This is a genomic window from Streptomyces sp. NPDC002958 (assembly GCF_055563255.1).
The window spans coordinates 62374-84650 of record NZ_JBVHDS010000014.1 but is presented as its reverse complement, the minus strand read 5'-3'; the positions used below and the strand labels follow the sequence as shown (position 1 = coordinate 84650).

At 69.9% G+C, this 22277-nt stretch carries 16 protein-coding genes and 3 pseudogenes; 8 read left to right on the top strand and 11 right to left on the bottom strand.

The window, feature by feature from the left end; translation table 11 throughout:
- Positions 1 to 577 precede the first annotated feature (577 nt).
- The gene (locus tag ACZ3IC_RS23110) at positions 578 to 1780 is read left to right on the top strand and encodes an amino acid deaminase/aldolase (RefSeq protein ID WP_467418692.1); all 1203 of its coding nucleotides are present in this window, start codon (positions 578 to 580) and stop codon (positions 1778 to 1780) included.
- Positions 1781 to 2004: 224 nt separating this feature from the next.
- Here ACZ3IC_RS23110 and ACZ3IC_RS23105 read toward each other — a convergent pair whose 3' ends face one another.
- The 3 genes from ACZ3IC_RS23105 to ACZ3IC_RS23095 are packed head-to-tail and all read right to left on the bottom strand — an operon-like array spanning position 2005 to position 5558.
- A complete protein-coding gene (locus ACZ3IC_RS23105; protein WP_467418690.1) occupies positions 2005 to 2796 on the bottom strand; it encodes a 3-oxoacyl-ACP reductase in 792 nt (263 codons plus the stop codon).
- 6 nt (positions 2797 to 2802) lie between these two features.
- On the bottom strand, positions 2803 to 4182 hold the full coding sequence (locus ACZ3IC_RS23100) for an aldehyde dehydrogenase family protein (protein ID WP_467418688.1): 1380 nt from the start codon (positions 4180 to 4182) through the stop codon (positions 2803 to 2805).
- 8 nt (positions 4183 to 4190) lie between these two features.
- Complete coding sequence (locus ACZ3IC_RS23095; protein ID WP_467418686.1) at positions 4191 to 5558, bottom strand: glutamine synthetase family protein; 1368 nt, start codon at positions 5556 to 5558, stop codon at positions 4191 to 4193.
- Positions 5559 to 5667: 109 nt separating this feature from the next.
- Between ACZ3IC_RS23095 and ACZ3IC_RS23090 the strand changes: the two genes are divergently transcribed.
- Together ACZ3IC_RS23090 and ACZ3IC_RS23085 are read left to right on the top strand one after the other, a co-directional pair.
- The gene (locus ACZ3IC_RS23090) at positions 5668 to 6363 is read left to right on the top strand and encodes a FadR/GntR family transcriptional regulator (RefSeq protein ID WP_467418787.1); all 696 of its coding nucleotides are present in this window, start codon (positions 5668 to 5670) and stop codon (positions 6361 to 6363) included.
- A 125-nt stretch (positions 6364 to 6488) separates the two neighbouring features.
- Positions 6489 to 7178 (top strand): annotated as a pseudogene (locus ACZ3IC_RS23085) (gamma-glutamyl-gamma-aminobutyrate hydrolase family protein); the annotation flags it as partial.
- Between the two features lie 332 nt (positions 7179 to 7510).
- On the opposite strand, the gene ACZ3IC_RS23080 reads toward ACZ3IC_RS23085, so the two are convergent.
- Positions 7511 to 8434: a LysR family transcriptional regulator gene (locus tag ACZ3IC_RS23080; RefSeq protein WP_467418684.1), complete on the bottom strand. Its 924-nt coding sequence runs from the start codon at positions 8432 to 8434 to the stop codon at positions 7511 to 7513.
- Positions 8435 to 8504: 70 nt separating this feature from the next.
- Between ACZ3IC_RS23080 and ACZ3IC_RS23075 the strand changes: the two genes are divergently transcribed.
- A complete protein-coding gene (locus tag ACZ3IC_RS23075) occupies positions 8505 to 9656 on the top strand; it encodes a TDT family transporter (RefSeq protein ID WP_467418682.1) in 1152 nt (383 codons plus the stop codon).
- Here ACZ3IC_RS23075 and ACZ3IC_RS23070 read toward each other — a convergent pair.
- The 4 genes and pseudogenes from ACZ3IC_RS23070 to ACZ3IC_RS23055 all read right to left on the bottom strand — a co-directional run bounded on the left by ACZ3IC_RS23070 (position 9595) and on the right by ACZ3IC_RS23055 (position 14125).
- On the bottom strand, positions 9595 to 10302 hold the full coding sequence (locus ACZ3IC_RS23070; protein WP_467418680.1) for a helical backbone metal receptor: 708 nt from the start codon (positions 10300 to 10302) through the stop codon (positions 9595 to 9597). The genes ACZ3IC_RS23075 and ACZ3IC_RS23070 overlap by 62 nt on opposite strands.
- 17 nt (positions 10303 to 10319) lie before the next feature.
- On the bottom strand, positions 10320 to 10865 hold the full coding sequence (locus ACZ3IC_RS23065; protein ID WP_467418678.1) for a helix-turn-helix domain-containing protein: 546 nt from the start codon (positions 10863 to 10865) through the stop codon (positions 10320 to 10322).
- 161 nt (positions 10866 to 11026) lie between these two features.
- A pseudogene (locus ACZ3IC_RS23060) lies at positions 11027 to 13059 on the bottom strand (ABC transporter permease/substrate binding protein).
- Complete coding sequence (locus ACZ3IC_RS23055; RefSeq protein ID WP_467418677.1) at positions 13052 to 14125, bottom strand: quaternary amine ABC transporter ATP-binding protein; 1074 nt, start codon at positions 14123 to 14125, stop codon at positions 13052 to 13054. Before ACZ3IC_RS23055 ends, ACZ3IC_RS23060 begins: the two are co-directional and overlap by 8 nt.
- 377 nt (positions 14126 to 14502) lie before the next feature.
- Here ACZ3IC_RS23055 and ACZ3IC_RS23050 point away from each other — a divergent pair, with 377 nt between their 5' ends.
- The 4 genes and pseudogenes from ACZ3IC_RS23050 (at position 14503) to ACZ3IC_RS23035 (ending at position 17218) form a co-directional block, all read left to right on the top strand.
- Positions 14503 to 15411 carry a 5'-3' exonuclease gene (locus ACZ3IC_RS23050; protein ID WP_467418785.1) on the top strand — a complete coding sequence of 303 codons (909 nt, stop codon included), beginning with the start codon at positions 14503 to 14505 and terminating at the stop codon, positions 15409 to 15411.
- Between the two features lie 46 nt (positions 15412 to 15457).
- Entirely contained in the window at positions 15458 to 16300 is an 843-nt protein-coding gene (locus tag ACZ3IC_RS23045; RefSeq protein WP_467418675.1) for a siderophore-interacting protein, read from the top strand.
- Between the two features lie 33 nt (positions 16301 to 16333).
- Positions 16334 to 16642 (top strand): annotated as a pseudogene (locus tag ACZ3IC_RS23040) (ADP-ribosylglycohydrolase family protein); the annotation flags it as partial.
- Positions 16643 to 16774: 132 nt separating this feature from the next.
- The gene (locus ACZ3IC_RS23035; RefSeq protein ID WP_467418673.1) at positions 16775 to 17218 is read left to right on the top strand and encodes an SPW repeat protein; all 444 of its coding nucleotides are present in this window, start codon (positions 16775 to 16777) and stop codon (positions 17216 to 17218) included.
- A 257-nt stretch (positions 17219 to 17475) separates the two neighbouring features.
- Here the strand turns inward: ACZ3IC_RS23035 and ACZ3IC_RS23030 are convergent, their stop codons facing one another.
- From ACZ3IC_RS23030 to tatC, 3 genes are read right to left on the bottom strand one after another with little or no spacing between them, the layout of a single operon-like run.
- Complete coding sequence (locus ACZ3IC_RS23030; RefSeq protein WP_467418672.1) at positions 17476 to 20310, bottom strand: DEAD/DEAH box helicase; 2835 nt, start codon at positions 20308 to 20310, stop codon at positions 17476 to 17478.
- A gap of 44 nt (positions 20311 to 20354) precedes the next feature.
- Complete coding sequence (locus ACZ3IC_RS23025) at positions 20355 to 21263, bottom strand: diacylglycerol kinase (RefSeq protein WP_467418670.1); 909 nt, start codon at positions 21261 to 21263, stop codon at positions 20355 to 20357.
- Positions 21264 to 21281: 18 nt separating this feature from the next.
- Complete coding sequence (tatC, locus tag ACZ3IC_RS23020) at positions 21282 to 22232, bottom strand: twin-arginine translocase subunit TatC (RefSeq protein WP_467418668.1); 951 nt, start codon at positions 22230 to 22232, stop codon at positions 21282 to 21284.
- Positions 22233 to 22277: the final 45 nt, after the last annotated feature.

The following is a 22277-nucleotide window of genomic DNA, read 5'->3' as shown; positions in this document are numbered from 1 at the left end:
GACGGGGCGCCGACGGGTTGCGGCGGGCGGCTGCTCGGGGCGGGGCGGGGTGGTGGCGGGTGCGGGCGCGGCGTGAGCCGGGGGCACGGGCCGGAGCCGCGCTGTGGTCTCCACGGGCGGGACTTCGCAGGTGTGCGTCTGCTGAGGGGGCTCGACCGGTTTCGGGTCCGGCTCCTGCCGCTGAGGTGGGGGCATCGATACCGCGGCGGCCGGTCCCACCGGCGCCGCTGGGCCCGGCATCGGGGCCGGTACTGCGGGCGGTGGTGTCTTCGGGAGCGGCGGAACGGGCACGCTCGCGATGGTCGCGGAAGGGGCCTGCGCGGGATGCGCGGGCGCCGGTGGCGGGGTCGCGGGGCGGGGCGGGACGGGAGCGTGCTGCGCCTCGGTACTCATCCGCCCCCCTGGTCCTGTTCCGTACCGCGCGCGGATCGACGTCACAGGCAGGCCCGTTGGTTGCCGCGTGCCCGTCACTCTACGGGGTGGGACGGCCCCGGCGGGAGCGGGCCGCCCTGCCCCTGGACGATCTGCGCAGATCATCCCCCTACCCAGTGGTACGGACGTCTGGCAAGCTGCGGCCATGACTGCGCGCGTCGCTGACCGGACCCGTTACAACCGGGCCACCGCCCATCTGGACGCCCCGATCGCCGTCGTCGATCTGGATGCGTTCGATGCCAATGCCGACGATCTCGTGCGCCGGGCCGCCGGGAAGCCGATCCGGGTGGCGAGCAAGTCGGTGCGTTGCCGTGCCCTGTTGGAGCGGGTGCTCGCCCGGCCCGGATTCGCCGGGATCATGTCGTTCACGCTGGCCGAGTCGCTGTGGCTGGCGCGGGCCGGTTTCGAGGATGTCCTGCTGGCCTATCCGTCGGCCGACCGGGCCGCCTTCGCGGAGCTGGCCGCGGATCCGAAGCTGGCCGCCGCCGTGACGGTGATGGTGGACGACCACGCACAGCTGGAGCTGATCGACGCGGCGCGGGCCGGTGGCCGCGAGGAGATCCGGCTCTGTCTGGAGCTGGACACCTCCCTGCGGCTGCTCGGCGGCCGGGTCAGGGTCGGCGCCCTGCGTTCACCGCTGCGCTCCCCCGCCCAACTGGCCGAACTGGCACGCTCGGTGGCGCGCAGGCCCGGTTTCCGGCTGGTGGGACTGATGGCGTACGAGGGCCACATCGCCGGGGTCGGTGACTCGGTCGCGGGCCGGCCGCTGCGCTCCCGGGCGATCCGGCTGATGCAGGCAGCGGGCCGCAAGGAGCTGGCCGCCCGGCGGGCCGAGGTGGTGCGGGCGGTACGGGCGGTGGCGCCGGATCTCGAGTTCGTGAACGGCGGCGGCACCGGCAGTGTGCAGCACACGGCGGCGGAGCTCGCGGTGACCGAGATCGCGGCCGGGTCCGGGCTGTACGCGCCGCGGCTGTTCGACAACTACACGTCGTTCACGGCCCGTCCGGCGGCGCTGTTCGCCCAGCCGGTGGTGCGTCGGCCCGGTGTGGGTGTGGTGACGGTCCTCGGTGGCGGCTATCCGGCGTCCGGGCCCGCGGGTGCCGACCGGCTGCCCGTCCCCTATCTTCCGGAGGGACTGCGCTACGACCCGCAGGAGGGGCCGGGCGAGGTGCAGACCCCGCTGCTCGGTGCCCCGGCCGACGATCTGCTGATCGGCGACAAGGTGTGGTTCCGGCACGCGAAGGCCGGTGAACTGTGCGAACGCTTCGACGAGTTGCAGCTGATCGAGGGCGACCGGGTGACGGCGACCGTGCCGACGTACCGGGGCGAGGGCCGTACGTTCCTCTGAGCCGACCGGTGTCAGGGGGCCACGGAGCTGCCCACGCCGCCGCTCGTCCCGCTGTCACCGATCGGCCGGATCGCCTTGGTGACGCCACGAGCCCTGGTGGCTCCTTCCCCGAGCTCCCGACTTCGATCGAGCAGGGGACACCCCGTCCAAGGACTTCCGGCCGCCTTGCGATCGCACGCACTGCACGACGCCCCTTCCGGGCAAACACCGCCCGGTCACGGCAACTAGACGGGTGTGACGTACGCCCCGGAGATTCCCCCGTCCACGAGGAAGTCGGTGGCGTTGACGAATGAGGAGTCGTCGCTCGCGAGGAACGCTACGGCTGCCGCGATCTCCGTGGCTTCGGCGAACCGGCCGACCGGGATGTGCACCAGCCTGCGGGCAGCGCGCTCCGGATCCTTGGCGAACAGCTCCTGGAGCAGCGGGGTGTTGACCGGTCCCGGGCACAGCGCGTTGACCCGGATGCCTTCGCGGGCGAACTGCACGCCGAGTTCACGGGACATGGCGAGGACACCGCCTTTGGACGCGGTGTACGAGATCTGGCTGGTGGCCGCTCCCATGATCGCGACGAAGGAGGCGGTGTTGATGATCGAGCCGCGGCCCTGGCGGCGCATGTAGGGCAGGGCGGCCTTGCAGCAGAGGTAGACGGAGGTGAGGTTGACGTCCTGGACGCGCTTCCATGCCTCCAGGCCCGTGGTGAGGATGGAGTCGTCGTCGGGCGGGGAGATACCGGCGTTGTTGAAGGCGATGTCGACGGAGCCGTAGGTGTCGAAGGCGGCCTGGAAGAGTGCCTCGACCTGTTCGGGATCGGTGACGTCGACGCGTACGAAGGTGCCGCCGACCTCCTCGGCCGCGGCCTTGCCCGCGTGCTCGTCGATGTCGGCGCAGACGACGTGGGCGCCCTCCGACGCCAGGCGGCGTGCGGTGGCCAGGCCGATGCCGCTGGCGGCTCCGGTGATGACGGCGGTGCGGCCGACCAGGCGGCGGCAGATGTTCTGGCTGTCGGTGGTGGTCATGTCGGCTCAGGCCTCCGTGCTGATGAAGACGTTCTTGGTCTCGGTGAATGCGGCGAGGGCGTCGGGGCCGAGTTCGCGGCCGAGTCCGGACTGTCTGTAGCCGCCGAACGGGGTCCAGTAGCGGACGCTGGAGTGGGAGTTGACGGAGAGGTTCCCGGCCTGGACCGCCTGCGAGACGCGCAGCGCGCAGCCCACGTCCCGGGTCCAGATCGAGCCGGCGAGGCCGTACTCCGTTGCGTTGGCGAGCCGTACGGCGTCTGCCTCGTCGTCGAAGGGAAGGACGACGGCGACCGGCCCGAAGACCTCTTCGGTGGCGACGGGCGAGTCCGGGCGGGCGTCGGTGAGGACGGTCGGCGGGAACCAGAAGCCGGGCCCTTCGGGCGCTTTCCCGCTGAGTGCGGTCGCGTCGTCGGGGACGTAACCTCGGACCCGTTCCAGTTGGGCCCGGGAGATCAGCGGGCCCATCCGGGTGTTCTCGTCCAACGGGTCGCCCACGACGACCGATTCGATCGCGGGGGCGAGGAGTTCCAGGAAGCGGTCGTAGGCGGATCGCTGGACCAGGATGCGGGTGCGGGCGCAGCAGTCCTGGCCGGCGTTGTCCAGGAATGCCATGGGTGCGGCGGCTGCGGCGGCCTCGATGTCGGCGTCGGCGAAGACGATGTTGGGGCTCTTGCCGCCGAGTTCGAGGGTGAGTCGCTTCACGCGGGCGGCGCACTTGGCCATGATCTGCTTGCCGACCCGGGTGGAGCCGGTGAAGACGATCTTGGCGACACCGGGGTGCTCGACCAGGGCGTCGCCGGTCACGTCGCCCGCCCCCGGCAGTACTTGGAGGAGGTGTTCGGGAAGCCCCGCGTCCAGGGCGATCCGGGCCAGCCGCAGGGCGGTGAGCGGGGTGGTCTCGGCGGGCTTGAGGAGCACGGCGTTGCCTGCGGCGAGGGCGGGGGCGAGGCCCCAGGCGGCGATCGGCATGGGGAAGTTCCACGGTGCGATCACACCGATGACGCCGAGGGGTTCGAGGAGGGTGATGTCGAGTCCGCCGGGGACCGGAATCTGTCGGCCACCGAGTCGTTCCACTCCCCCGGCGGCGTAGTCGAGCAGATCGCGGACGTTGGCCGCTTCCCAGCGGGCGTTGCCGAGGGTATGGCCGGCTTCCTGGACCTCCAGTCGGGCCAGCTGTTCGACTTCGCCGTCGACGGCGGCGGCGAAGCGGCGCAGCAGCCGGGCCCGGTCGGCGGGGGCGAGGGCGGCCCAGGTGCGCTGGGCCGTTGCGGCCCGGACGACCGCCGCGTCGACCTCGGCGGGGGTGGTGGACGGGACGGTGGCGAGGAGTTCTTCCGTCGCCGGGTTGAGTACGTGGTGTTCCACCGGGTGGTCGGGCGTGGTCACAGGGTGCCTCACAGGCGTTCGAAGGAGCGGCGGAGCTCCCAGTCGGTCACTGCGGCGTCGAAGGCTTCGAGTTCGACGCGGGCCATGTTGCGGTAGTGCGCGACGACGTCGTCGCCGAAGGCCGCCCTGGCGATCTCGCTCCTCTCCCAGAGTTCGGCGGCTTCGCGCAGCGTGGTGGGGACGTGGTCGTAGTCGGCGGTGTAGGCGTTGCTGTCACACGGCTCGGGGAGTTCGAGGCCCTTCTCGATGCCGTGGATGCCCGCTGCGATCAGTCCGGCGACGGCGAGGTACGGGTTGACATCGCCGCCGGGCAGCCGGTTCTCGAAGCGCATCGAGCGGCCGCGGCCGACGACGCGGAGCGAGCAGGTGCGGTTGTCGCGGCCCCAGGCGACGGCGGTCGGGGCGAAGGAGCCCGGCTGGAAGCGTTTGTAGGAGTTGATGTTCGGTGCGTAGAGGAGGGAGAAGTCGCGCAGGGCCGCCAGTTGGCCGGCGAGGAAGTGGCGCATCACCGGGGACATGCCGCCGTCCTCGCCCGCCATGGCATTGCGCCCGGCCTCGTCGATGGAGCGGAGCGAGAGGTGGATGTGGCAGGAGTTGCCCTCGCGCTCGTTGAATTTGGCCATGAAGGTGAGCGCGACGCCCTCTTGGGCGGCGATCTCCTTGGATCCGGTCTTGTAGAGGGCGTGCTGGTCGCAGGTGACCAGGGCCTCGTCGTAGCGGAACACGATCTCGTGCTGGCCGGGATTGCACTCGCCCTTGGCGGACTCGACGGTGAGGCCCGCGGCGGCCATCTCGTTGCGGATACGGCGCAGCAACGGCTCCACGCGGCCGGTGCCGAGGACGGAGTAGTCGACGTTGTACTGGTTGGCCGGGGTCAGATCGCGGTAGTTGCGGTCCCAGGCCTGCTCGTAGGTGTCCTTGAAGACGATGAATTCGAGCTCGGTGCCGACATGGGCCGTGTAGCCGTGCTCGGCCAGGCGTTCCAACTGGTGGCGGAGGATCTGGCGGGGCGCGGCGGTGACGGGTGAGCCGTCCTCGTGGGCTAGATCGGCCATGACCATGGCTGTGCCCTCGTTCCACGGCGCCGGACGCAGGGTGGAGAGGTCTGCGTGCATGGCGAAGTCGCCGTAGCCGCGCGCCCAGGAGGACATCGCGAATCCGTCGACGGTGTTCATGTCGGTGTCGACGGCGAGCAGATAGTTGCATCCCTCGGTGCCGTGCTCCACGACCTCGTCGAGGAAGAAGCGGGCAGCGAACCGTTTGCCCTGCAGTCGTCCCTGCATGTCGGGGAAGGCGAGGACGACGGTGTCGATCTCACCGCTTGTGACGAGGACGCGCAGCTCCTCGATCCCGAGCGGTGGTGTTCGGTCTGCCACGGGGTACTCCTCCTTCGGTCAGCCGGAAGACTTAAGGTATGGGAGAGAACCATTAATTGTGAAGGGAAAACGGGACGTGGCCGAGGAAAGCGGGTTCACCGACCGCCTGATGCCCGTACTGCGGCCCGTCCGGGCGGGGAACGGCTTCGAGGAGGCGCTGGAGCAGATCCTCCAGGTGGTCAGGCTCGGGCTGGTGCCCGGTGGCGGGCGACTGCCGGCCGAGCGCGAACTGGCCGAGCTGCTGGGGATCAGCCGGGTCACCCTGCGCGAGGTGCTGAAGGTGCTCCAGGACCAGGGCCTGGTGGAGAGCAGGCGCGGACGGTACGGCGGCACGTTCGTGCCGGCCCGCACCGGCAGCCCCGGCGAGGACGAGCTGCGCCGGAAGGTGGAGTCGGTCGACATCGAGGACGTGCTGCGCTTCCGCGAGGTACTGGAGGCCGGGGCGGCCGGGCTGTGCGCCTCGCAGGGACTGACGGACGAGGGCGCGGACCGGCTGCGTACGGCTCTGACGGCAACTCACGAAGCACCTCTGCCCGACTACCGCAGGCACGACACCCTGTTCCATCTGACCCTGGCCGAACTCTCCGGCTCCACGTCGCTGGCCGCGCAGTACGCGGCCGTCCGGGCCACCCTGAACGATCTGCTGGACTGCATACCGCTGCTCGTGCGGAACCTGGAGCATTCGCAGCATCAACACGCGAGTCTCGTCGAGGCGGTTCTCGACGGGGACGCGGAGGCCGCGCGCGCGGTGATGCGCGAGCACTGCGCGGGTACGGCCGCACTGTTGCGCGGTTTTCTGGCCTGACCGGGAGCACACCGGCGGGACTTCGGGTCGGTGGCAGCCTCGGAAACCATAAAGGTATTCTCTGCCACCATTGGCACCATGGAACCGAGTCCGCCCTGCGGGCGGCCGACCGGAGGGACCGCCCCGTGTCCGAACCTCTCATCGGCGTCTCCACCTATCTGGAGCCCGTGGCCCGCTGGGGTGTCTGGGAGCTGCCCGCCACTCTCCTCCCGGCCGCCTATCCGCGGATGGTCCAGCAGTCCGGCGGCCTTGCGGCGCTGCTCCCGCCGGACGCCCCCGCCCGGGCCGGGGCCGCGGTAGCCCGGCTGGACGGCCTCGTCATCGCAGGCGGCGCCGACGTGGAACCCGGGCTGTACGGCGCGGAGCGCGACTTCAGGACCGGTCCCCCCGCGCAGGAGCGCGACGCCTGGGAGCTGGCCCTGATCAGCGCCGCGCTGGAGTCCGGTACACCGCTGCTCGGCATCTGCCGCGGCATGCAGCTGCTCAATGTGGCGCTGGGCGGCACCCTGACCCAGCACCTCGACGGGCACACCGGCCCGCTGGGCGCGACCGGAGCCCTCGGCACACACCCGGTGAAGCCGGTGCCGGGGACGCTCTGCTCGTCGATCGTGCCCGAGGAGTCCGCCGTCCCCACCTACCACCACCAGTGCGTACAGCGACTCGCACCGGGGCTGGTGGCTTCGGCGCACGCGGCGGACGGCACGGTCGAGGCGATCGAGCTGCCGGGAGCGCAGTGGGTGCTCGGGGTGCAGTGGCACCCGGAGATGGGCGACGACTCACGGCTGATGCAGGCGCTGGTGGCGGCCTCGTCGGCCCCGGCCCGTACGTCGGTCGAGGAACTCGCATCAGCGCAGACCACGGGGCCTGCGAGCGCTTGCGGCGGCCCCGGCCAGGCGCGTTTCGAAAGTCCCGCCTGCCCTGCGGCGTCCGGCACGCACGCTCGCGGCGTTGGCCAAAAGCCCTGGTAGCTCCTTCCCCAAGCCCCCGACTTCGTTCGAGCAGCAGGGCCCCCGTCCAAGGACTTCCGGCCGCCTGGCGATCGCACGGGCTGAACGACGCTCCTTCCGCGCAAACACTGCCGGTCACGGCACTGGAGGGCGTCAGCAGGACGAGGGATCGCGCGGGCCGGGCCCACGCGATCCTCCCGCTACGTGCCCCGCCCGGTCAGCGACAGCAGATCGCGCGCCGGACCCGTAGGGCGGTGGCCCGAGGGCCATACCGCGCGCAGCTGGCGCCTCAGTCGCACTCCGGCGATCGGGATCTTGACCAGGCGCCTGGAGGACAGCTCCTCGCCCAGCGCCAGCTCGCTCAGCACGCACGGCCCCGCCCCGCTCTCCGCCGCTCCCTTCACCGCGGTCGTCGAGGAGAGTTCGAGCAGCGGCTGGGCGAGCCCGCCGTGCACGGCGAGGGCCGCGTCCAGGACCTGGCGGGTGCCGGAGCCGTGCTCGCGCAGGATCAGCGGGGTCGCGGCCAGTTCCTGCGGGGACAGCGGCGTACGGCGGCGGGCCCACGCATGGGGCGGAGCGACCACGACGACGAGGTGGTCGTGGGCGATGACCGTGCCGTCGAGCCCTTCCGGCACGGACAAGCCCTCCACGAACCCGAGGTCCGCCTCGCCGACGAGCAGCCGCCCCGCGACCGCCGCCGAGTTTCCGGCGAGCAGCGAGACCGCGGTGTCCGGCCGTTCGGCGCGCAGCGCTATCAGCCAGCCCGGCAGCAGGTATTCGGCGATGGTCATGGAGGCGGCGACCCGCAGCCGGGAGTCCCGCCGGTCGCGCAGCGCCTGCGCGCCGGCGTCGAACGCCTCGGCCGCCTCGACGATCCTGCGCGCCCAGTCGGTGACCAGTGCGCCCGCGTCGGTGAGCCGGGAGCCGCGCGGTGAACGGTCCAGCAGGGCCAGGCCGAGCTGCCGCTCCATGGACCGGATACGGCTGCTCGCGGCGGGCTGGGTGACGCCGACGTCCCGTGCCGCGCGCCCCAGGCTGCCGTGCCGGGCGACGGCGAGCAGCAGCTCCAGCGCACCGAGGTCAGGGACCCGGCGGGAGAGGGAAATACGTTCTTCACCGGTCATAATTCCACCTTATGACCTCATAGACATGACGTCCCTGGTGGGGCCCGTCCCGCGCCACGAGAATCGCGGCATGGCCATTTTTCCGCAGACACAGCAGTCCCCAGCCCCCGCTTCAGCAGCCCCCCGGCTCTCTCACCTGCGGTACATCGGCCCGAACTGGTACGCGAGCGTCATGGGCACCTCGATCGTCGCGAGCGCGGGTGTCGCGCTGCCCGTACACGTCCCGGGACTGCGGGGTGCCTGCACGGTGGTGTGGGCGCTCGCGACAGTCATGCTCGCCGTGGTGCTCACGGCCCGTATCGGGCACTGGATCGCCCATCGCGACCAGGCCCGCACCCATCTGCTGGACCCCACCGTCGCCCCTTTCTACGGCTGTCTCTCGATGGCACTGCTGGCGGTCGGCGGCTCGACGATGGTGGTGGGCCAGGACGTCATAGGCCATCAGGCGGCCCTTGCCCTGGATGTGGTGCTGTACACGGCCGGCACGCTGATCGGGCTGGCCGCCGCGGTCGCGATTCCGTACCTGATGGTCGTGCGTCACCGGGTCGAACCCGGCACCGCATCGCCGGTGTGGCTGCTTCCAGTGGTGGCCCCGATGGTCTCCGCGGCGCTCGGTGCGCTGCTGGTGCCGGAGCTGCCCGCCGGTCAGTGGCAGGAGGCGATGCTGCTGGCCTGCTACGCGATGTTCGGTCTGAGTCTGCTGGCCACGCTGGTGATGCTGCCGCTGATCTTCGCCCGGCTCGTCCACCAGGGCCCGCTGCCGCTCGCGCTGACGCCCACGCTGTTCCTTGTCCTCGGCCCGCTGGGCCAGTCGACGACCGCGGTCAATCAGCTCGCCGATGTGGCGCCGGGCGCGATCGGGGAGCCGTATGCCTCGGGGTTCGAGGTGTTCGCCGTGCTCTACGGGGTGCCGGTGATGGGCTTCGCGCTGATGTGGCTGGCACTGGCCGTCGCGCTGGTGGTGCGGGCCGTACGCAACGGTATGACCTTCAGTATGACGTGGTGGGGCTTCACCTTCCCGGTCGGTACGTGTGTCACGGGCGCAGCGGGTCTGGCCCGGCACACCGGTCTCACGGCGTACACCTGGCTGGCCGTCGCGCTGTACGTACTGCTGGTGACGGCGTGGGCGGTGGCCGGGCTCCGGACGGTGCGCGGGCTGCTCAGCGGAGCGCTGCTCGCAGCGCCGCAGGCGCCTGCGCCAGCGACGGCCCGTACCAGGTGAGAAATCGCCCGTCGACGAGTACGGCGGGCAGTGCGGGGAACGCTTCGGGCCCGTCGTTCGCGGTGAAGCGGTACGGCTCGTCGGGCAGGACGACCAGGTCGGCGCCCGCCGTGTTGAGTGCGTCGAGCGGGATACGGGGATAGCGCTCGGCGTGGTCCGCGTAGACGTTCTCGACGCCGAGCCTGGCCAGCAGGTCCCCGGCGAAGGTGTCGCGGCCCAGCACCGTCCAGGGCCTGCGCCAGATGGGCACCACCGCACGGCGCGGGGCGCGCGGTGGCGGGAGCGCGGCCCAGGCGGCCTCGGCCTCGTCCAGCCAGCGCGGCCTGGGCCGTCCGCACGCGGTGACCAGGACCCGGTCCAGTTCCTCGAGGGCCTGGTCGAGGGTGCGGATCCTGGTGACGAGGACCTCGATTCCGGCCGCCCCGATCGCTGCGAGGTCGGGCTCGCGGTTCTCCTCCTCGTTGGCGACGACGAGATCGGGCCGCAGCGCGACGACCGCGGCCACGTCGGGGTTCTTGGTGCCGCCGATACGGGCGGCGGTCAGGCCGGCCGGGTGGGTGCACCAGTCGGTGACACCGACCAGCAGGCCGGGGGCTGTGACGGCGACAGCCTCGGTCAGCGAGGGGACCAGGGAGACGACTCGCACGGCGGAAAGCCCCTTTCTCAGCGACGCGGGTCGAAGGTGGCGTCGATGTGTTCGGCGACCGCGACGACCAGCAGCCGCGTACCGGGCATCGTGGCCCGCCAGCGGTGCCGCACCCCGCCGGACAGGAAAAGTGTGTCGCCCTGCTCCAGCCGGTACGCCTGCCCCTCGGCCTCCACCTCCGCGGCGCCCCGCACCACGTACATCACCTCGTCGTTGCGGTGCTGGAACTCGCGCCCGAGGTCGAGCTCACCGGTGAACTCCAGGGCGCTGAGCTGATGGCGTCCGCGCACCACCCTGCGTACCCCGTCGCCCTCGCCCGCCCGTACGACATCGACGGCGCGCGCCGAGTCCGCGGCGGCGCGCAATCGTGCCGTGGTGGTCTCCAGGGCTCCGGCGACCCGGTCCAGGGACCGGGCGCTGGGCCGGGCCCGCTCGTTCTCGATCTGACTGAGGAACGGCACGGACAGACCGCTTCGGGTCGCGACCGCGGCCAGTGTGAGCCCCAGGGATCTGCGCCGTCGGCGGACCGCGGCGCCCACCCGGAGTGCTTCCTTGTCATCCATGTCCGGCTCCCTCCCGACTCGTCATCCTTCCGGCTGCCTGCACATTACGCACACGGTTACGCAAGGTCGGCCGGTTGATGAACGTCTTCCGGACAGCCGGAAGGGGCGGGCCCGCCCACGGCGGCGCCCACCCCTTCTGCTGCTTCAGGCTCTGTCGAGCCCTACTGCGGAGCCATCGTGTCCGCGATGCCCGGGTTCTTCTCCATCCAGGCCTTGGTGGCGCACATCGGACCGACCTCCGACTGCTTGAGGTTGATCTTGTAGCCGCGCTCCTCCAGGACGGCCTTCCACAGGCACGTGGCGACTATGCCCTCCTCCCAGGGGCCCAGGCCATCTCGACGGCACGGTCGCGCTCGTCCTCGCCGTCGGTGCCCTTGGCCGCACCGGCCTCGGCAACGGGGGTCCACTTGTCGGCGAGGCCCGGGTTGGCCTCCAGCCAGGTGCGGACGGCTTCCTGCTCATTGCCGGAGCCGCTCTTCTGGATCTGTGCCTCAAGGCTGGTGAGCTGGTCCTCGCTCATCTCGAAGTTCTTGAGCCAGGTGCTGACCTCGGGGTAGTCGGCGGAGAAGTCCTTGCGGGCCAGGGTGTGGATGCCGTCGCCCTCGCCCCAGAGGTTCTTGGGATCCTCAAGCTTGGTCAGCTCGTACTGGTCGTACGCCCAGTGCGGCGACCAGAGCGGGACGACGATCGGTTCCTTCTTGGCGTACGCGCGCTCCAGCTCGGCCAGCATCGACGGCGTGGAGCCGTCGACGACCTCGTACTCCTCGTCCAGGCCGTAGCCCGGCAGGACCTTGTCCTTGAGCAGGGCCATCTCACCGGCGCTCGGCTCGATGCCGACGATCCGGCCCTTGAACTGCGAGGACTTTCCCTTGAGGTCGTCCAGCGACTGGACATCCTTCACGTACGAGGGGACGGCCAGCTCCAGCGAGGTGGGGCCGTACCAGGAACCCAGGTCCTCCAGGCTGTTTTGGTACTTCTCCCAGTAGCTGGCGTGGGTGACCGGGAGCCAGGAGTCGGTCTCGAAGTCGATCTGGCCGTTGGCCATACCCGTGTAGAGCGCACCGGCCTCGTACTGCTCGACATCGACCTCGAAGCCGCGCTGCTCCAGCAGCTCCTTCCACAGGTAGGTGGAGGCGATGCCCTCGTCCCACGGGATGTAACCCATGCTGATCTTCTTGCCCTCGCCGACGTTTGAGGCGCCGGCGGCGGTGGCCTTGTCCGAGCCGGACGAGCCGAAGACTCCCATGCCGCCCGCGACGAGTGCGAGGACGACGATGCCGACGACCGCGACGACGGGCTGCGGACGGTGGTTCCAGACCTTCGGTCCGCCGGCCATCGACTGCGCCCTGGCGAGGGAGCGGCGAGCGAGCGGGGAGACCTCACGGCCGAGGGCGCTGGTCATCCGGTCCAGGTACATCGCCACGATGACGATGGAGATGCCCGCCTCGAAGCCGAGACCGACATCGACGTTGCCGATGGCGCGGTAGACGGCGCCGCCGAGGCCGCCGCCACCCACCATGCCGGCGATGACCACCATGGACAGGCCCAGCATGATGACCTGATTGACGCCCGCCATGATCGTGGGCAGGGCGAGCGGCAGCTGCACCCGCAGCAGGATGTTGCGCCGGGTGGTGCCGAACGCCTCGGCCGCCTCGACGAGTTCGGCGTCGACCTGGCGGATGCCGAGCTCGGTCATCCGGACACCCGGGGGCAGCGAGAAGATGATGGTGGCGATGACGCCGGGGACCACACCGACGCCGAAGAAGATGACGCCGGGGATCAGGTAGACCATGGCGGGCATGGTCTGCATGAAGTCCAGGACCGGCCGGGTCACCGCGCTGACCGCCTTGGAGCGGGACGCCCAGATGCCCAGCGGTACGGCCAGCACCAGCGCGATGATGGTGGCGACGAGCACCAGGGTGAGCGTGTCCATCGCTTCGTCCCACAGCTCGACGGAGTCGATGACCGCGAAGCCGACGAAGGCGAGTACACCCGGGAGCAGACCGCGCAGCCACCAGGCGATGACCGCGACGATGCCCGCGAAGACGAGAGGCGCGGGGGCGGAGAGCACGGCGGATATGCCGTCGAACATGCCGTTGACGATCGAGCTGATCGCATCGAACAGCCAGGACAGATGAGTCTGGAGCCAGTCGACCGCGGAGTCGACCCAGTCGCCGAGAGGGAGCCTAAACATTGGCCACCTTCTTCGTGCCGACGGCTCCGGGCCTGATGTCCTGCGGAACCTCGGTGGGGCTCATCGGCTCACCGAGGACGGCGAGCAGCCGGGCGCGCGGTACGACGCCGACGAGCTTGCCCTCGGCGTCGGTCACGGCGACCGCGACTGCGCTCTGCGAGCAGGGCGTGAACAGCTCGATGATCGGCGTGGACTCGGTGACGGTGGCCGGGGCTTCCCTGAGGACGTCTGCGGCGGTACGCAGTTCCTTGCCGTCGTCCGTGCTGGTGCCCATGACGGTGTGCGGCTCGGCCATGATGGCGCCCGCGGTCAGCACCCGGGTGCGATCGACGTCCTGGGTGAAGGAGGCGACGTAGTCGTTGGCCGGGGTGACGAGGATGTCCTCGGCGGTGCCGAGCTGGACGATCTTCCCGTCGCGCATCACGGCGATACGGTCGCCGAGGCGCATGGCCTCGTTGAGGTCGTGGGTGATGAAGACGATGGTCTTCTTCAGACGCTTCTGCAGTTCGAGCAGCTGGTCCTGCATGTCGCGGCGGATCAGCGGGTCGAGCGCACTGAAGGACTCGTCCATCAGCAGCAGGTCGGCGTCGGTGGCCAGGGCGCGGGCCAGGCCGACGCGCTGCTGCATACCGCCGGACAGCTCGTCCGGCCAGGACTTCTCCCAGCCGGCGAGACCGGTCAACTCCAGCGCCTCGGCCGCGCGCTTCTCACGCTCGGCACGCGGCACACCCTGCACTTCGAGGCCGTACGCGGCGTTCTCCAGCACGCTTCGGTGAGGGAAGAGCGCGAAGTGCTGGAACACCATGCTGATCTTGGAAGACCGGACATGACGCAGTTCGGCGGGGCTCAGGGCGGTCAGGTCCTGGCCGTCGAACAGCACGCGTCCGGCTGTGGGCTCCAGAAGTCCGTTGAGCATGCGCAGCAACGTGGACTTACCGGACCCGGACAGACCCATCACGACGAAGATCTGTCCCGGTTCGACGGAGAACGAGGCGTCGATCACCGCTGCGGTCGTTCCGTCGGCGCGAAGCTCGTCGCGGTCGGCGCCGCCTTCGAGCTTCTGCACGGCTTGATCGGGTCGTCTGCCGAACACTTTGTACAAGTGCTCAGCTTGCAGCCTTGACACATACACCTCGCGGGTTGAACCGAAAAACGGTCCGCCACCCCTCCGGCAGACCGTGGAGCGGCGCGGATTCGGCCCGCTTGGCACGTGCACTAGTTGAAACTGTTACGTGATCCGCTCCGGCTGCGCGCCTGCCCTCGCTTACACGAGGCAAACGCAAGAGTGACCCAGGTCATACAAGAGTGATCCAGGTCACAGATGAGCGGCTTCCGTCGGGGACCGCACCACCGGGGACCGACCTCCCCCGCCTTTCGGCCCCGGTGTCCGCGACGGCCGGTGTCGGTGGGGTGCGGCATCATCGGGGTGTGACGCGACGCCTGATGCTCCTCGACACCTCTTCCCTCTACTACCGCGCCTACTTCGGGGTTCCCGATTCGGTACGTGCCCCGGACGGGACTCCGGTCAACGCTGTGCGCGGGCTGCTCGACTTCATCGGGCGACTGGTGCAGGACCACCGGCCGGACGATCTGGTCGCCTGCATGGACGCGGACTGGCGGCCGCGCTGGCGGGTGGAGCTGATCCCCTCGTACAAGGCGCACCGCGTCGCGGTGGAGACCGCCGAGGGGCTGCCCGACGAGGAGGAGACCCCCGACACCCTGGCCCCGCAGGTACCGGTCATCGAGGACGTGCTCGATGCGCTCGGTATCGCCCGGGTCGGCGTCGCGGGCTACGAGGCGGACGATGTGATCGGCACGCTCGCCGGTCCGGCCACCGGCCCCGTGGACATCGTCACCGGTGACCGGGACCTCTACCAGCTCGTCGACGACGCCCGCGGGGTGCGGGTGCTCTACCCACTGAAGGGGGTCGGCTCGCTCCAGGTGACGGATGAGGCGTGGCTGCGGGGGAAGTACGGGGTGAACGGCTCCGGATACGTCGATCTGGCCCTGCTGCGCGGCGACCCGAGCGACGGGCTGCCGGGCGTCCCGGGCATCGGCGAGAAGACGGCGGCCAAACTGCTGGACGCCTTCGGCGATCTGGCCGGAATCATGGCCGCGGTGGACGATCCGGCCGCCAAGCTGACACCCTCGCAGCGCAAGCGGCTCGACGAGGCCCGGGACTATGTGGCCGTCGCACCGAAAGTGGTGCGGGTCGCCAGTGATGTACCCCTGCCGGAGTTCGACTCCACGCTGCCCACCGAGCCGCGTGACCCCGCCGCCCTCGAAGCCCTCGCGAAGCAGTGGGGGCTCGGCGGTGCCCTGCAACGCCTGCTCTCCACACTCCGCGACTGAGGTGCTAACTTAGGTAAGCCTAAGCAATCGGAGCAGGGAGAATTTCGTGGCAGAACGACCGGCACGACAGGCACCCAAGGCGCAAGGGGCCCACGTTCTGCGCACCGAGCAGATCACCCCGCACATGGTGCGCGTGGTGCTCGGCGGTGACGGCCTCGCCGGCTTCGGGCTCTCCGGGTACACCGACCACTACGTCAAGCTCTGCTTCGCCCCCGAGGGCGCACAGTACGCGCACCCGTTCGACATGACCCGCATACGCGAGGAACAGCCTCGGGAATTGTGGCCCACCACTCGCACCTACACGGTGCGCTCCTGGGATCCGGTCACCCGGGAGCTGGCCATCGACTTCGTGGTCCACGGCGACGAGGGCCTCGCCGGGCCCTGGGCAATGCGGGCGGTCCCGGGAGATCAGGTGACCTTCCTCGGCCCCGGCGGGGGCTATGGCCCTCACGCCTCGGCGGACTGGCACCTCCTGGCAGGCGACGAGAGCGCCCTGCCGGCCATCGCGGCCACCCTGGAGCAGATGCCGGCGGGCGCGGTGGTGCACGCGTTCGTCGAGGTGACGGACGCCGCCGAGGAGCAGAAGATCGTGACGCCCGAAGGGGTCGAGGTGACCTGGCTGCACCGCGGGGAGCGCCCGGTCGGCGAGGCGCTGACCGCCGCGGTGAAGGAGCTGGAGTTCCCGGCAGGCGAGGTCCAGGCATTCGTCCACGGCGAGGCGGGCTTCGTGAAGGAGATCCGCCGCCATCTGCGCCTGGACCGCAAGATCCCGCTTACCCAGCTGTCGATCTCCGGCTACTGGCGGCTCGGCCAGAACGACGACGCCTGGCGCTCGGTCAAGCGCGAGTGGAACGCACAGGTGGAGCGCGAGCAGGAGATCGCGGCGTAACACCGGCTCACTCGCGCTGGGCCGCCACCTGCCGCGCCCGGCCGGCACCCGGGCGCGGCAACGGAGTTCAACGGTGCGGTGCGGCCGTGTCCGGGCACCGCACCGTGGGCGCTGCACACCACGCGTACGTACGAGAAAGCCCTGGTCGCAGGGGTCGACGTGGGTGGGGACACGGACACGGTCGCGGCGGTGAGCCGGTGGTCCGGCGGGGGCGGTGTACGGCTTCGGCGCGATTCCGTCACGCTGGACGGAGCCCCTGCACGTACCGCTGCCGGGGTACGGGGCCGGGTGCTGCGGACACCCGATCCGGTGGCCCTGGCCAGGCGGCTGGGCGGTGCCTGACGCGTTGCGATTCCCGCGGTGTCCGCATGTCGCGAATCTACACATAAGGGCGAGATAAGCGCAGAATGACGGTAAAAGGCCGCTTGTCGCACAGACTCGGCGGCCAGGTCTGGAGCGAAGGAGACGAACCCCATGTCAAACCTCTCGCACACCGGCCGTGACATGACAAGTCACCCCGATGTTTCCGAAATGCGCGATCGCTATGCGCGAGTGCTCGGTGGCCGTGATGTGGCCCTCGTGGACGCACCGGTGTTCCTCATCGGTCTCTACTGCGCCATCTCGCCCTGGGTGCTCAACTTCACGGCAAGTCAGCCCGCGCTCGTGACGCACAACCTGATCATGGGTATCGCGATCGCCGCGCTGGGCCTCGGGTTCACCGTCATGCCGCAGCGGATGTACGGCCTGAGCTGGGCCATCTGCGCCATGGGTGCCTGGATGATCATCTCGACGTGGGTCGTCGGCAGCAGCCCGGACCTCGGCGTCATCCTCAACAACGTCATCATCGGCGGACTGACCGTGCTGCTGGGGTTGGTCTGCGCGGGGGTGTCGATGAAGAGTGGCAAGGAATCGATCTGAGACAAGGACCCCGCGGCCGGTCCACGTAATGCGGACCGGCCGCGGACTAACACCTCCCGCTCGCGGGCCGCCTGCTGGCCGTCAAGGGCAACATCGATGTGGCAGGCCTCCCCAGCACCGCGGGCTGTGGCTGGGTCGAACTCGCGGACGGAGCCCCCGGTTTCGGGAAGGGGCAAGGAGGAGACCCGCCCGCCGCAGGCGCACGCACCTCGCACCCCTCGGCCCCGCACCCCGCAAATCCGCCCACCGCGGCCCCCTCACCCCACAGAGCTGTAAGCCACTACCCCTCGCAACACCGCGTCCACCGCCTTGTGCGCACTCCGCGCCACAGAACTCCCGTCCCGCGGCGCCGCAGCCGCAATCTGCCCCAGCACGTCGATCACCTGCTTGCACCAGCGCACGAAGTCCCCCGCCGGCATCTCCGCCTCGCGCAGCACCTCGTCCAGCGTCCGCCCCGACGCCCACATGTAGACCGCCCAGGCAAAGCCCAGATCGGGTTCGCGCTGCCCGACCCCCTCCGCCCCGTTGACCTTGAAGTCCTCCTCCAGGGCGTCGAGCCGACCCCAGATCCGGACCATCTCGCCCATCGCCGTCTTCGCGGGACCCGAGGGCAGTCTGGGCGCCACCGCGTCATCGGCCTGCCGCGCCTCGTACACCAACGCCGAGACGCACGCCGCGAGTTCGGCAGGGTTCAGGCCCTCCCACACCCCGTCCCGCAGGCATTCGCTCGCCAGCAGGTCCAGCTCGCCGTAAAGCCGTGCGAGCCGCCGCCCGTGCTCGGTGACCTCGTTGCCCCGCAGATAGTCGAGCTCGGTGAGCAGCGCGACGATCCGGTCGAAGGTACGGGCGATCGTGTTCGTCCGCCCCTCGATGCGCCGCTCCAGCTGCCGGGTGTCGCGCTGCAGCCGGTGATACCGCTCGGCCCATCGCGCATGGTCCTCACGCTCGTCGCACCCGTGGCAGGGGTGCGCGCGCAGCTCCGCCCGGTAGCGGGCGATCTCCCGGTCGTCGGCCGCGGCGGACCGCCCCTTGCGGTGCCGCTCCGGCACTATGTGCCCGGCCTTGGTCCGCAGCGCGGAGGCCAGGTCGCGGCGTGACTGCGGCGAGCGCGGGTTGAACGACTTCGGCACCCGCATCCGCTCCAGGGCCTCCACCGGAACCGGGAAGTCGATCGAAGCGAGTCTCTTGACCTGCCGCTCGGCGGTCAGCACCAACGGCCGCGGCCCGTCGTGGTATTCGAGCCCGCGGTGCCCGTGCCCATTGGTCCGTCCGGCGGACAGCCCCGGGTCGAGGACCAGTGCCAGTCCGGCGAACTTGCCGGTGGGCACATGGATGACATCGCCGGGCTTGAGCTTCTCCAGGGACGCCGCGGCCGCGGCCCGCCGCTGCGACGCGCCCTGCTTGGCGAGCTCGGTCTCCCGGTCCTTGAGTTCGCGGCGAAGCCGCGCGTACTCCTCGAAGTCACCGAGGTGGCAGTTCATGCCCTCCCGGTAGCCCTCCAGTCCCTCTTCGTTCCGCTGAACCTGCCGGGAGATCCCGACCACCGATCGGTCGGCCTGGAACTGTGCGAAGGACGTCTCCAGCAGTTCGCGCGAACGATGCCGCCCGAATTGCTGCACCAGGTTGACCGCCATGTTGTACGAGGGCCGGAAGCTGGACTGCAGCGGGTACGTACGCGTACCCGCGAGTCCGGCCAGCGCCCCCGGGTCCATGCCGCGCTGCCACAGCACCACCGCATGGCCTTCGACGTCGATCCCACGCCGTCCGGCCCGCCCGGTCAGCTGGGTGTACTCGCCGGGGGTGACGTCGGCGTGCTGTTCGCCGTTCCACTTGACGAGCTTCTCCAGCACGACCGAGCGTGCGGGCATGTTGATGCCCAGGGCGAGGGTCTCCGTCGCAAAGACGGCCTTGACGAGCCCTCGTACGAACAGCTCCTCGACGACTTCCTTGAACGTGGGCAGCATGCCGGCGTGATGCGCGGCGATGCCTCGCTCCAGTCCTTCCAGCCACTCGTAGTAGCCCAGGACATGGAGGTCCTCGCCGGGGATGGCCGCGGTCCGATCCTCGACGATCTCGCGGACCAGGCGCCGCTTGCCCTCGTCATTGAGCCGCAATCCGGCGTGCAGACATTGCTGTACGGCAGCCTCGCAGCCGGCCCGGCTGAAGATGAACGTGATGGCGGGGAGCAGCCCTTCGGCGTCCAGCCGGTCGATGACCTCGGGCCTGGCCGGGGTCCAGATCCGGCTGCGCTCACGCCGCTCGCGCTCACGGTCCGCCTCGCGGACCATCTTGCCGCGGCGGCGCTCACGCGGGTTGTACCCCCGCTGGTTCTCCATCCGGGCGAGCCGGACGAGGTCGGGGTTGACCTCGCGGCGTCCGACGCCACGGCCGCCGTGGTCGGTCTCTTCCTCGAAGAGGTCGTACATCTTGCGGCCTGCCAGCACATGCTGCCAGAGCGGCACGGGACGGTGTTCGGAAACGATGACCTGGGTGTCGCCGCGGACGGTGTCCAGCCAGTCACCGAACTCCTCGGCGTTGGACACGGTCGCCGACAGCGACACCAAGGTCACGGAGTCCGGGAGGTGAATGATCACTTCTTCCCAGACGGCGCCGCGGAAGCGGTCGGAGAGGTAATGCACCTCGTCCATGACCACATAGCCGAGGCCGCGGAGCGCCTGCGAGCCCGCGTACAGCATGTTCCGCAGCACCTCGGTGGTCATGACAACCACCGGGGCATCGCCGTTGACGCTGTTGTCACCGGTCAGCAGGCCGACCTTGTCCGGTCCGTAGCGCTTGACCAAATCGGTGAACTTCTGGTTGGACAGGGCCTTGATGGGGGTCGTGTAGAAGCACTTGCGGCCCTGTTCGAGGGCGAGGTGTACGGCGAATTCGCCGACGATCGTCTTGCCCGAGCCGGTCGGGGCTGCGACGAGCACCCCCTTGCCGGTCTCCAGGGCCTCGCAGGCCTCGATCTGGTAGGGGTCCAGATCGAACTCGTACATCTCGCGGAAGGGCGCGAGTGCGGTGGCCAGCTCGGTGGCGCGGATCCGAGAAGCCTGGTATCGCTCAGCTGGTGAGAGGTCCTCTGTCATCTTGCGTACGAGCCTACCCGCCGCCTCTGACAGTGACGCGATCTTTAAATACCGTTGGGAGAACCCGGTGCGAGCACCTTCACCGCACCCGGTACACAGGTCGCGGTGAGCGGCAGCGCCCCGAGTTGTTCACCATCCGCGTACGCGGTGACACCGGCCGCGGCCAGCTCGATCGAAGAGACCCGGTGCGTAGTGACCTCGGGGTGACCGAGATGCGTTCCCTTGTAGACGCGGGGGAAGACCTTGAGGAGTGTGGTGCGGCTGCAGTCCCCGACGACGGTCACGTCGAAGAGCCCGTCGTCCATGACGGCGTCCGCGCAGATCCGCATGCCTCCGCCATACGTCGATCCGTTGCCGACGGCGATGAGCGTCGCCTCGATGTCCCGGACCGGACCGCCGTCCAGCCTGATGCGGTACGGAATGGGCTTGAACGCGGCGAGTTCGGCGAGGATCGCGAGGTCGTACTTGAACCGTCCGCCGACCCAGCGCATCCGGTTGCCACGGTCGTTGACCCGGGAGTCGAAGCCGGAGGCGAGCACGGACCCGAACCACCGCTCATCGACCCTGCCGAGGTCGATCTCGCGGACGGCACCACCTTTGAGCGCCTCGGCGGCCAGCCGCCCGGCGGCGGCCGGATCCCGTATGGGCATCCCGAGCGCGCGGGCGAAGTCGTTCCCGGTGCCCACGGCGACGACCCCGAGCGGGGTCATCGTTCCGGCAACGGCCTGCAGGGCGAGGGACATCATGCCGTCCCCGCCCACCGCTATCAACGCACCGGTCCCGCCCGCGACGGCCTCACGCGCCCGCCGCAGGGCGTCCTCGGCGTCCTCGCCGAGAACCGTACGCACGGAGAATCCGGCATCCCGCAACGCGGAAGCGGCCGGCTGCGCGGCGTGCGCGCCCCGGCCGCGCCCTGCGGTGGGATTGACGAAAAGGGTGATCTCGCTGGTCACCCCGGGGACCTTGCAAGGTCACGTGATGTCGTCGTAACCGTTCACCCGCTCACGGTCCGAGCTCGCTTGCGCGGGCAACGACCGTCTCGACGCGACCGGCTCGATCTCCCCGATGTCCTCGGGGGTCAGATCCAGCTCCGACGCCTCGTCGTCGGCGGGCCCCGCCGCCGCGATCTGCGCCTTGCGACGGTCGTTGAGGAGCGAGATCGCCGTGGCCACGAAGTACAGCACCCAGATCGGTCCGGCGAGCGCCAGCATGCTCACTGGTTCGGTACTGGGAGTGGCCACTGCGGCGAAGACCGTGATGCCCATGATCATGCCCCGCCACCAGCCGAGCATCCGCTTGCCGGTGATGACCCCGCCGAAGTTCAGCATGACGAGCAGCAGGGGCAGCTCGAAGGAGAGCCCGAAGACGACCACCATGCGCGTGATCAGATCCAGCAGCTCGTCCAGCGGCAGCTGGTTGTCGAGCCCGCCCGGCGAGAATTCCAGGAGCACCCGCGCCATCGTGGGCAGGGTCTTGTACGCGAAGAAGCCACCGGCGAGGAAGAGCGGGAAACCCGCGCCCACGAAGGCGAGCGAGTACTTCTTCTCGTGGTTGTGCAGCCCCGGGGCGACGAAGGCCCACAGCTGGTAGAGCCAGATCGGGGAGGCAAGGACGACGCCCGCCATCAAGGAGACCTTGAGGGCAAGGGTGAACGGGGTGAGCAGACCGTTCAGGACGATACGTGCGCACGTACCGTCCTCCTTCTCGGCGAGGTCGGTGAAGCTGGACTCGCAACCGACCGACTTCAGTACCGGGTCGGTGAAGAACTCGATGATCCCCTTGTAGAAGAAGGCGGCCACGATCGTGACGACGACGATCCCGAGCAAGCCTTTCGCCAGCCGGTTACGCAGCTCACGCAGGTGCTCCACCAGGGGCATGCGGCCCTCTGGATCCGTCTCCTGTTTGCGGGCAGACTTGAGCAACCCACGTCCTCATCTCGTGCAGCAGGCCGTCACCGATCACGGCGC

Coding starts and splice junctions, on each gene's coding strand:
- ACZ3IC_RS23035 (WP_467418673.1), top strand. CDS start 16,775: ATGTCAAACCTCTCGCACACCGGCCGTGACATGACAAGTCACCCCGAT.
- ACZ3IC_RS23065 (WP_467418678.1), bottom strand. CDS start 10,865: ATGGATGACAAGGAAGCACTCCGGGTGGGCGCCGCGGTCCGCCGACGG.
- ACZ3IC_RS23050 (WP_467418785.1), top strand. CDS start 14,503: ATGCTCCTCGACACCTCTTCCCTCTACTACCGCGCCTACTTCGGGGTT.
- ACZ3IC_RS23090 (WP_467418787.1), top strand. CDS start 5,668: ATGCCCGTACTGCGGCCCGTCCGGGCGGGGAACGGCTTCGAGGAGGCG.
- ACZ3IC_RS23030 (WP_467418672.1), bottom strand. CDS start 20,310: ATGACAGAGGACCTCTCACCAGCTGAGCGATACCAGGCTTCTCGGATC.
- ACZ3IC_RS23080 (WP_467418684.1), bottom strand. CDS start 8,434: ATGACCGGTGAAGAACGTATTTCCCTCTCCCGCCGGGTCCCTGACCTC.
- ACZ3IC_RS23110 (WP_467418692.1), top strand. CDS start 578: ATGACTGCGCGCGTCGCTGACCGGACCCGTTACAACCGGGCCACCGCC.
- ACZ3IC_RS23105 (WP_467418690.1), bottom strand. CDS start 2,796: ATGACCACCACCGACAGCCAGAACATCTGCCGCCGCCTGGTCGGCCGC.
- ACZ3IC_RS23075 (WP_467418682.1), top strand. CDS start 8,505: ATGGCCATTTTTCCGCAGACACAGCAGTCCCCAGCCCCCGCTTCAGCA.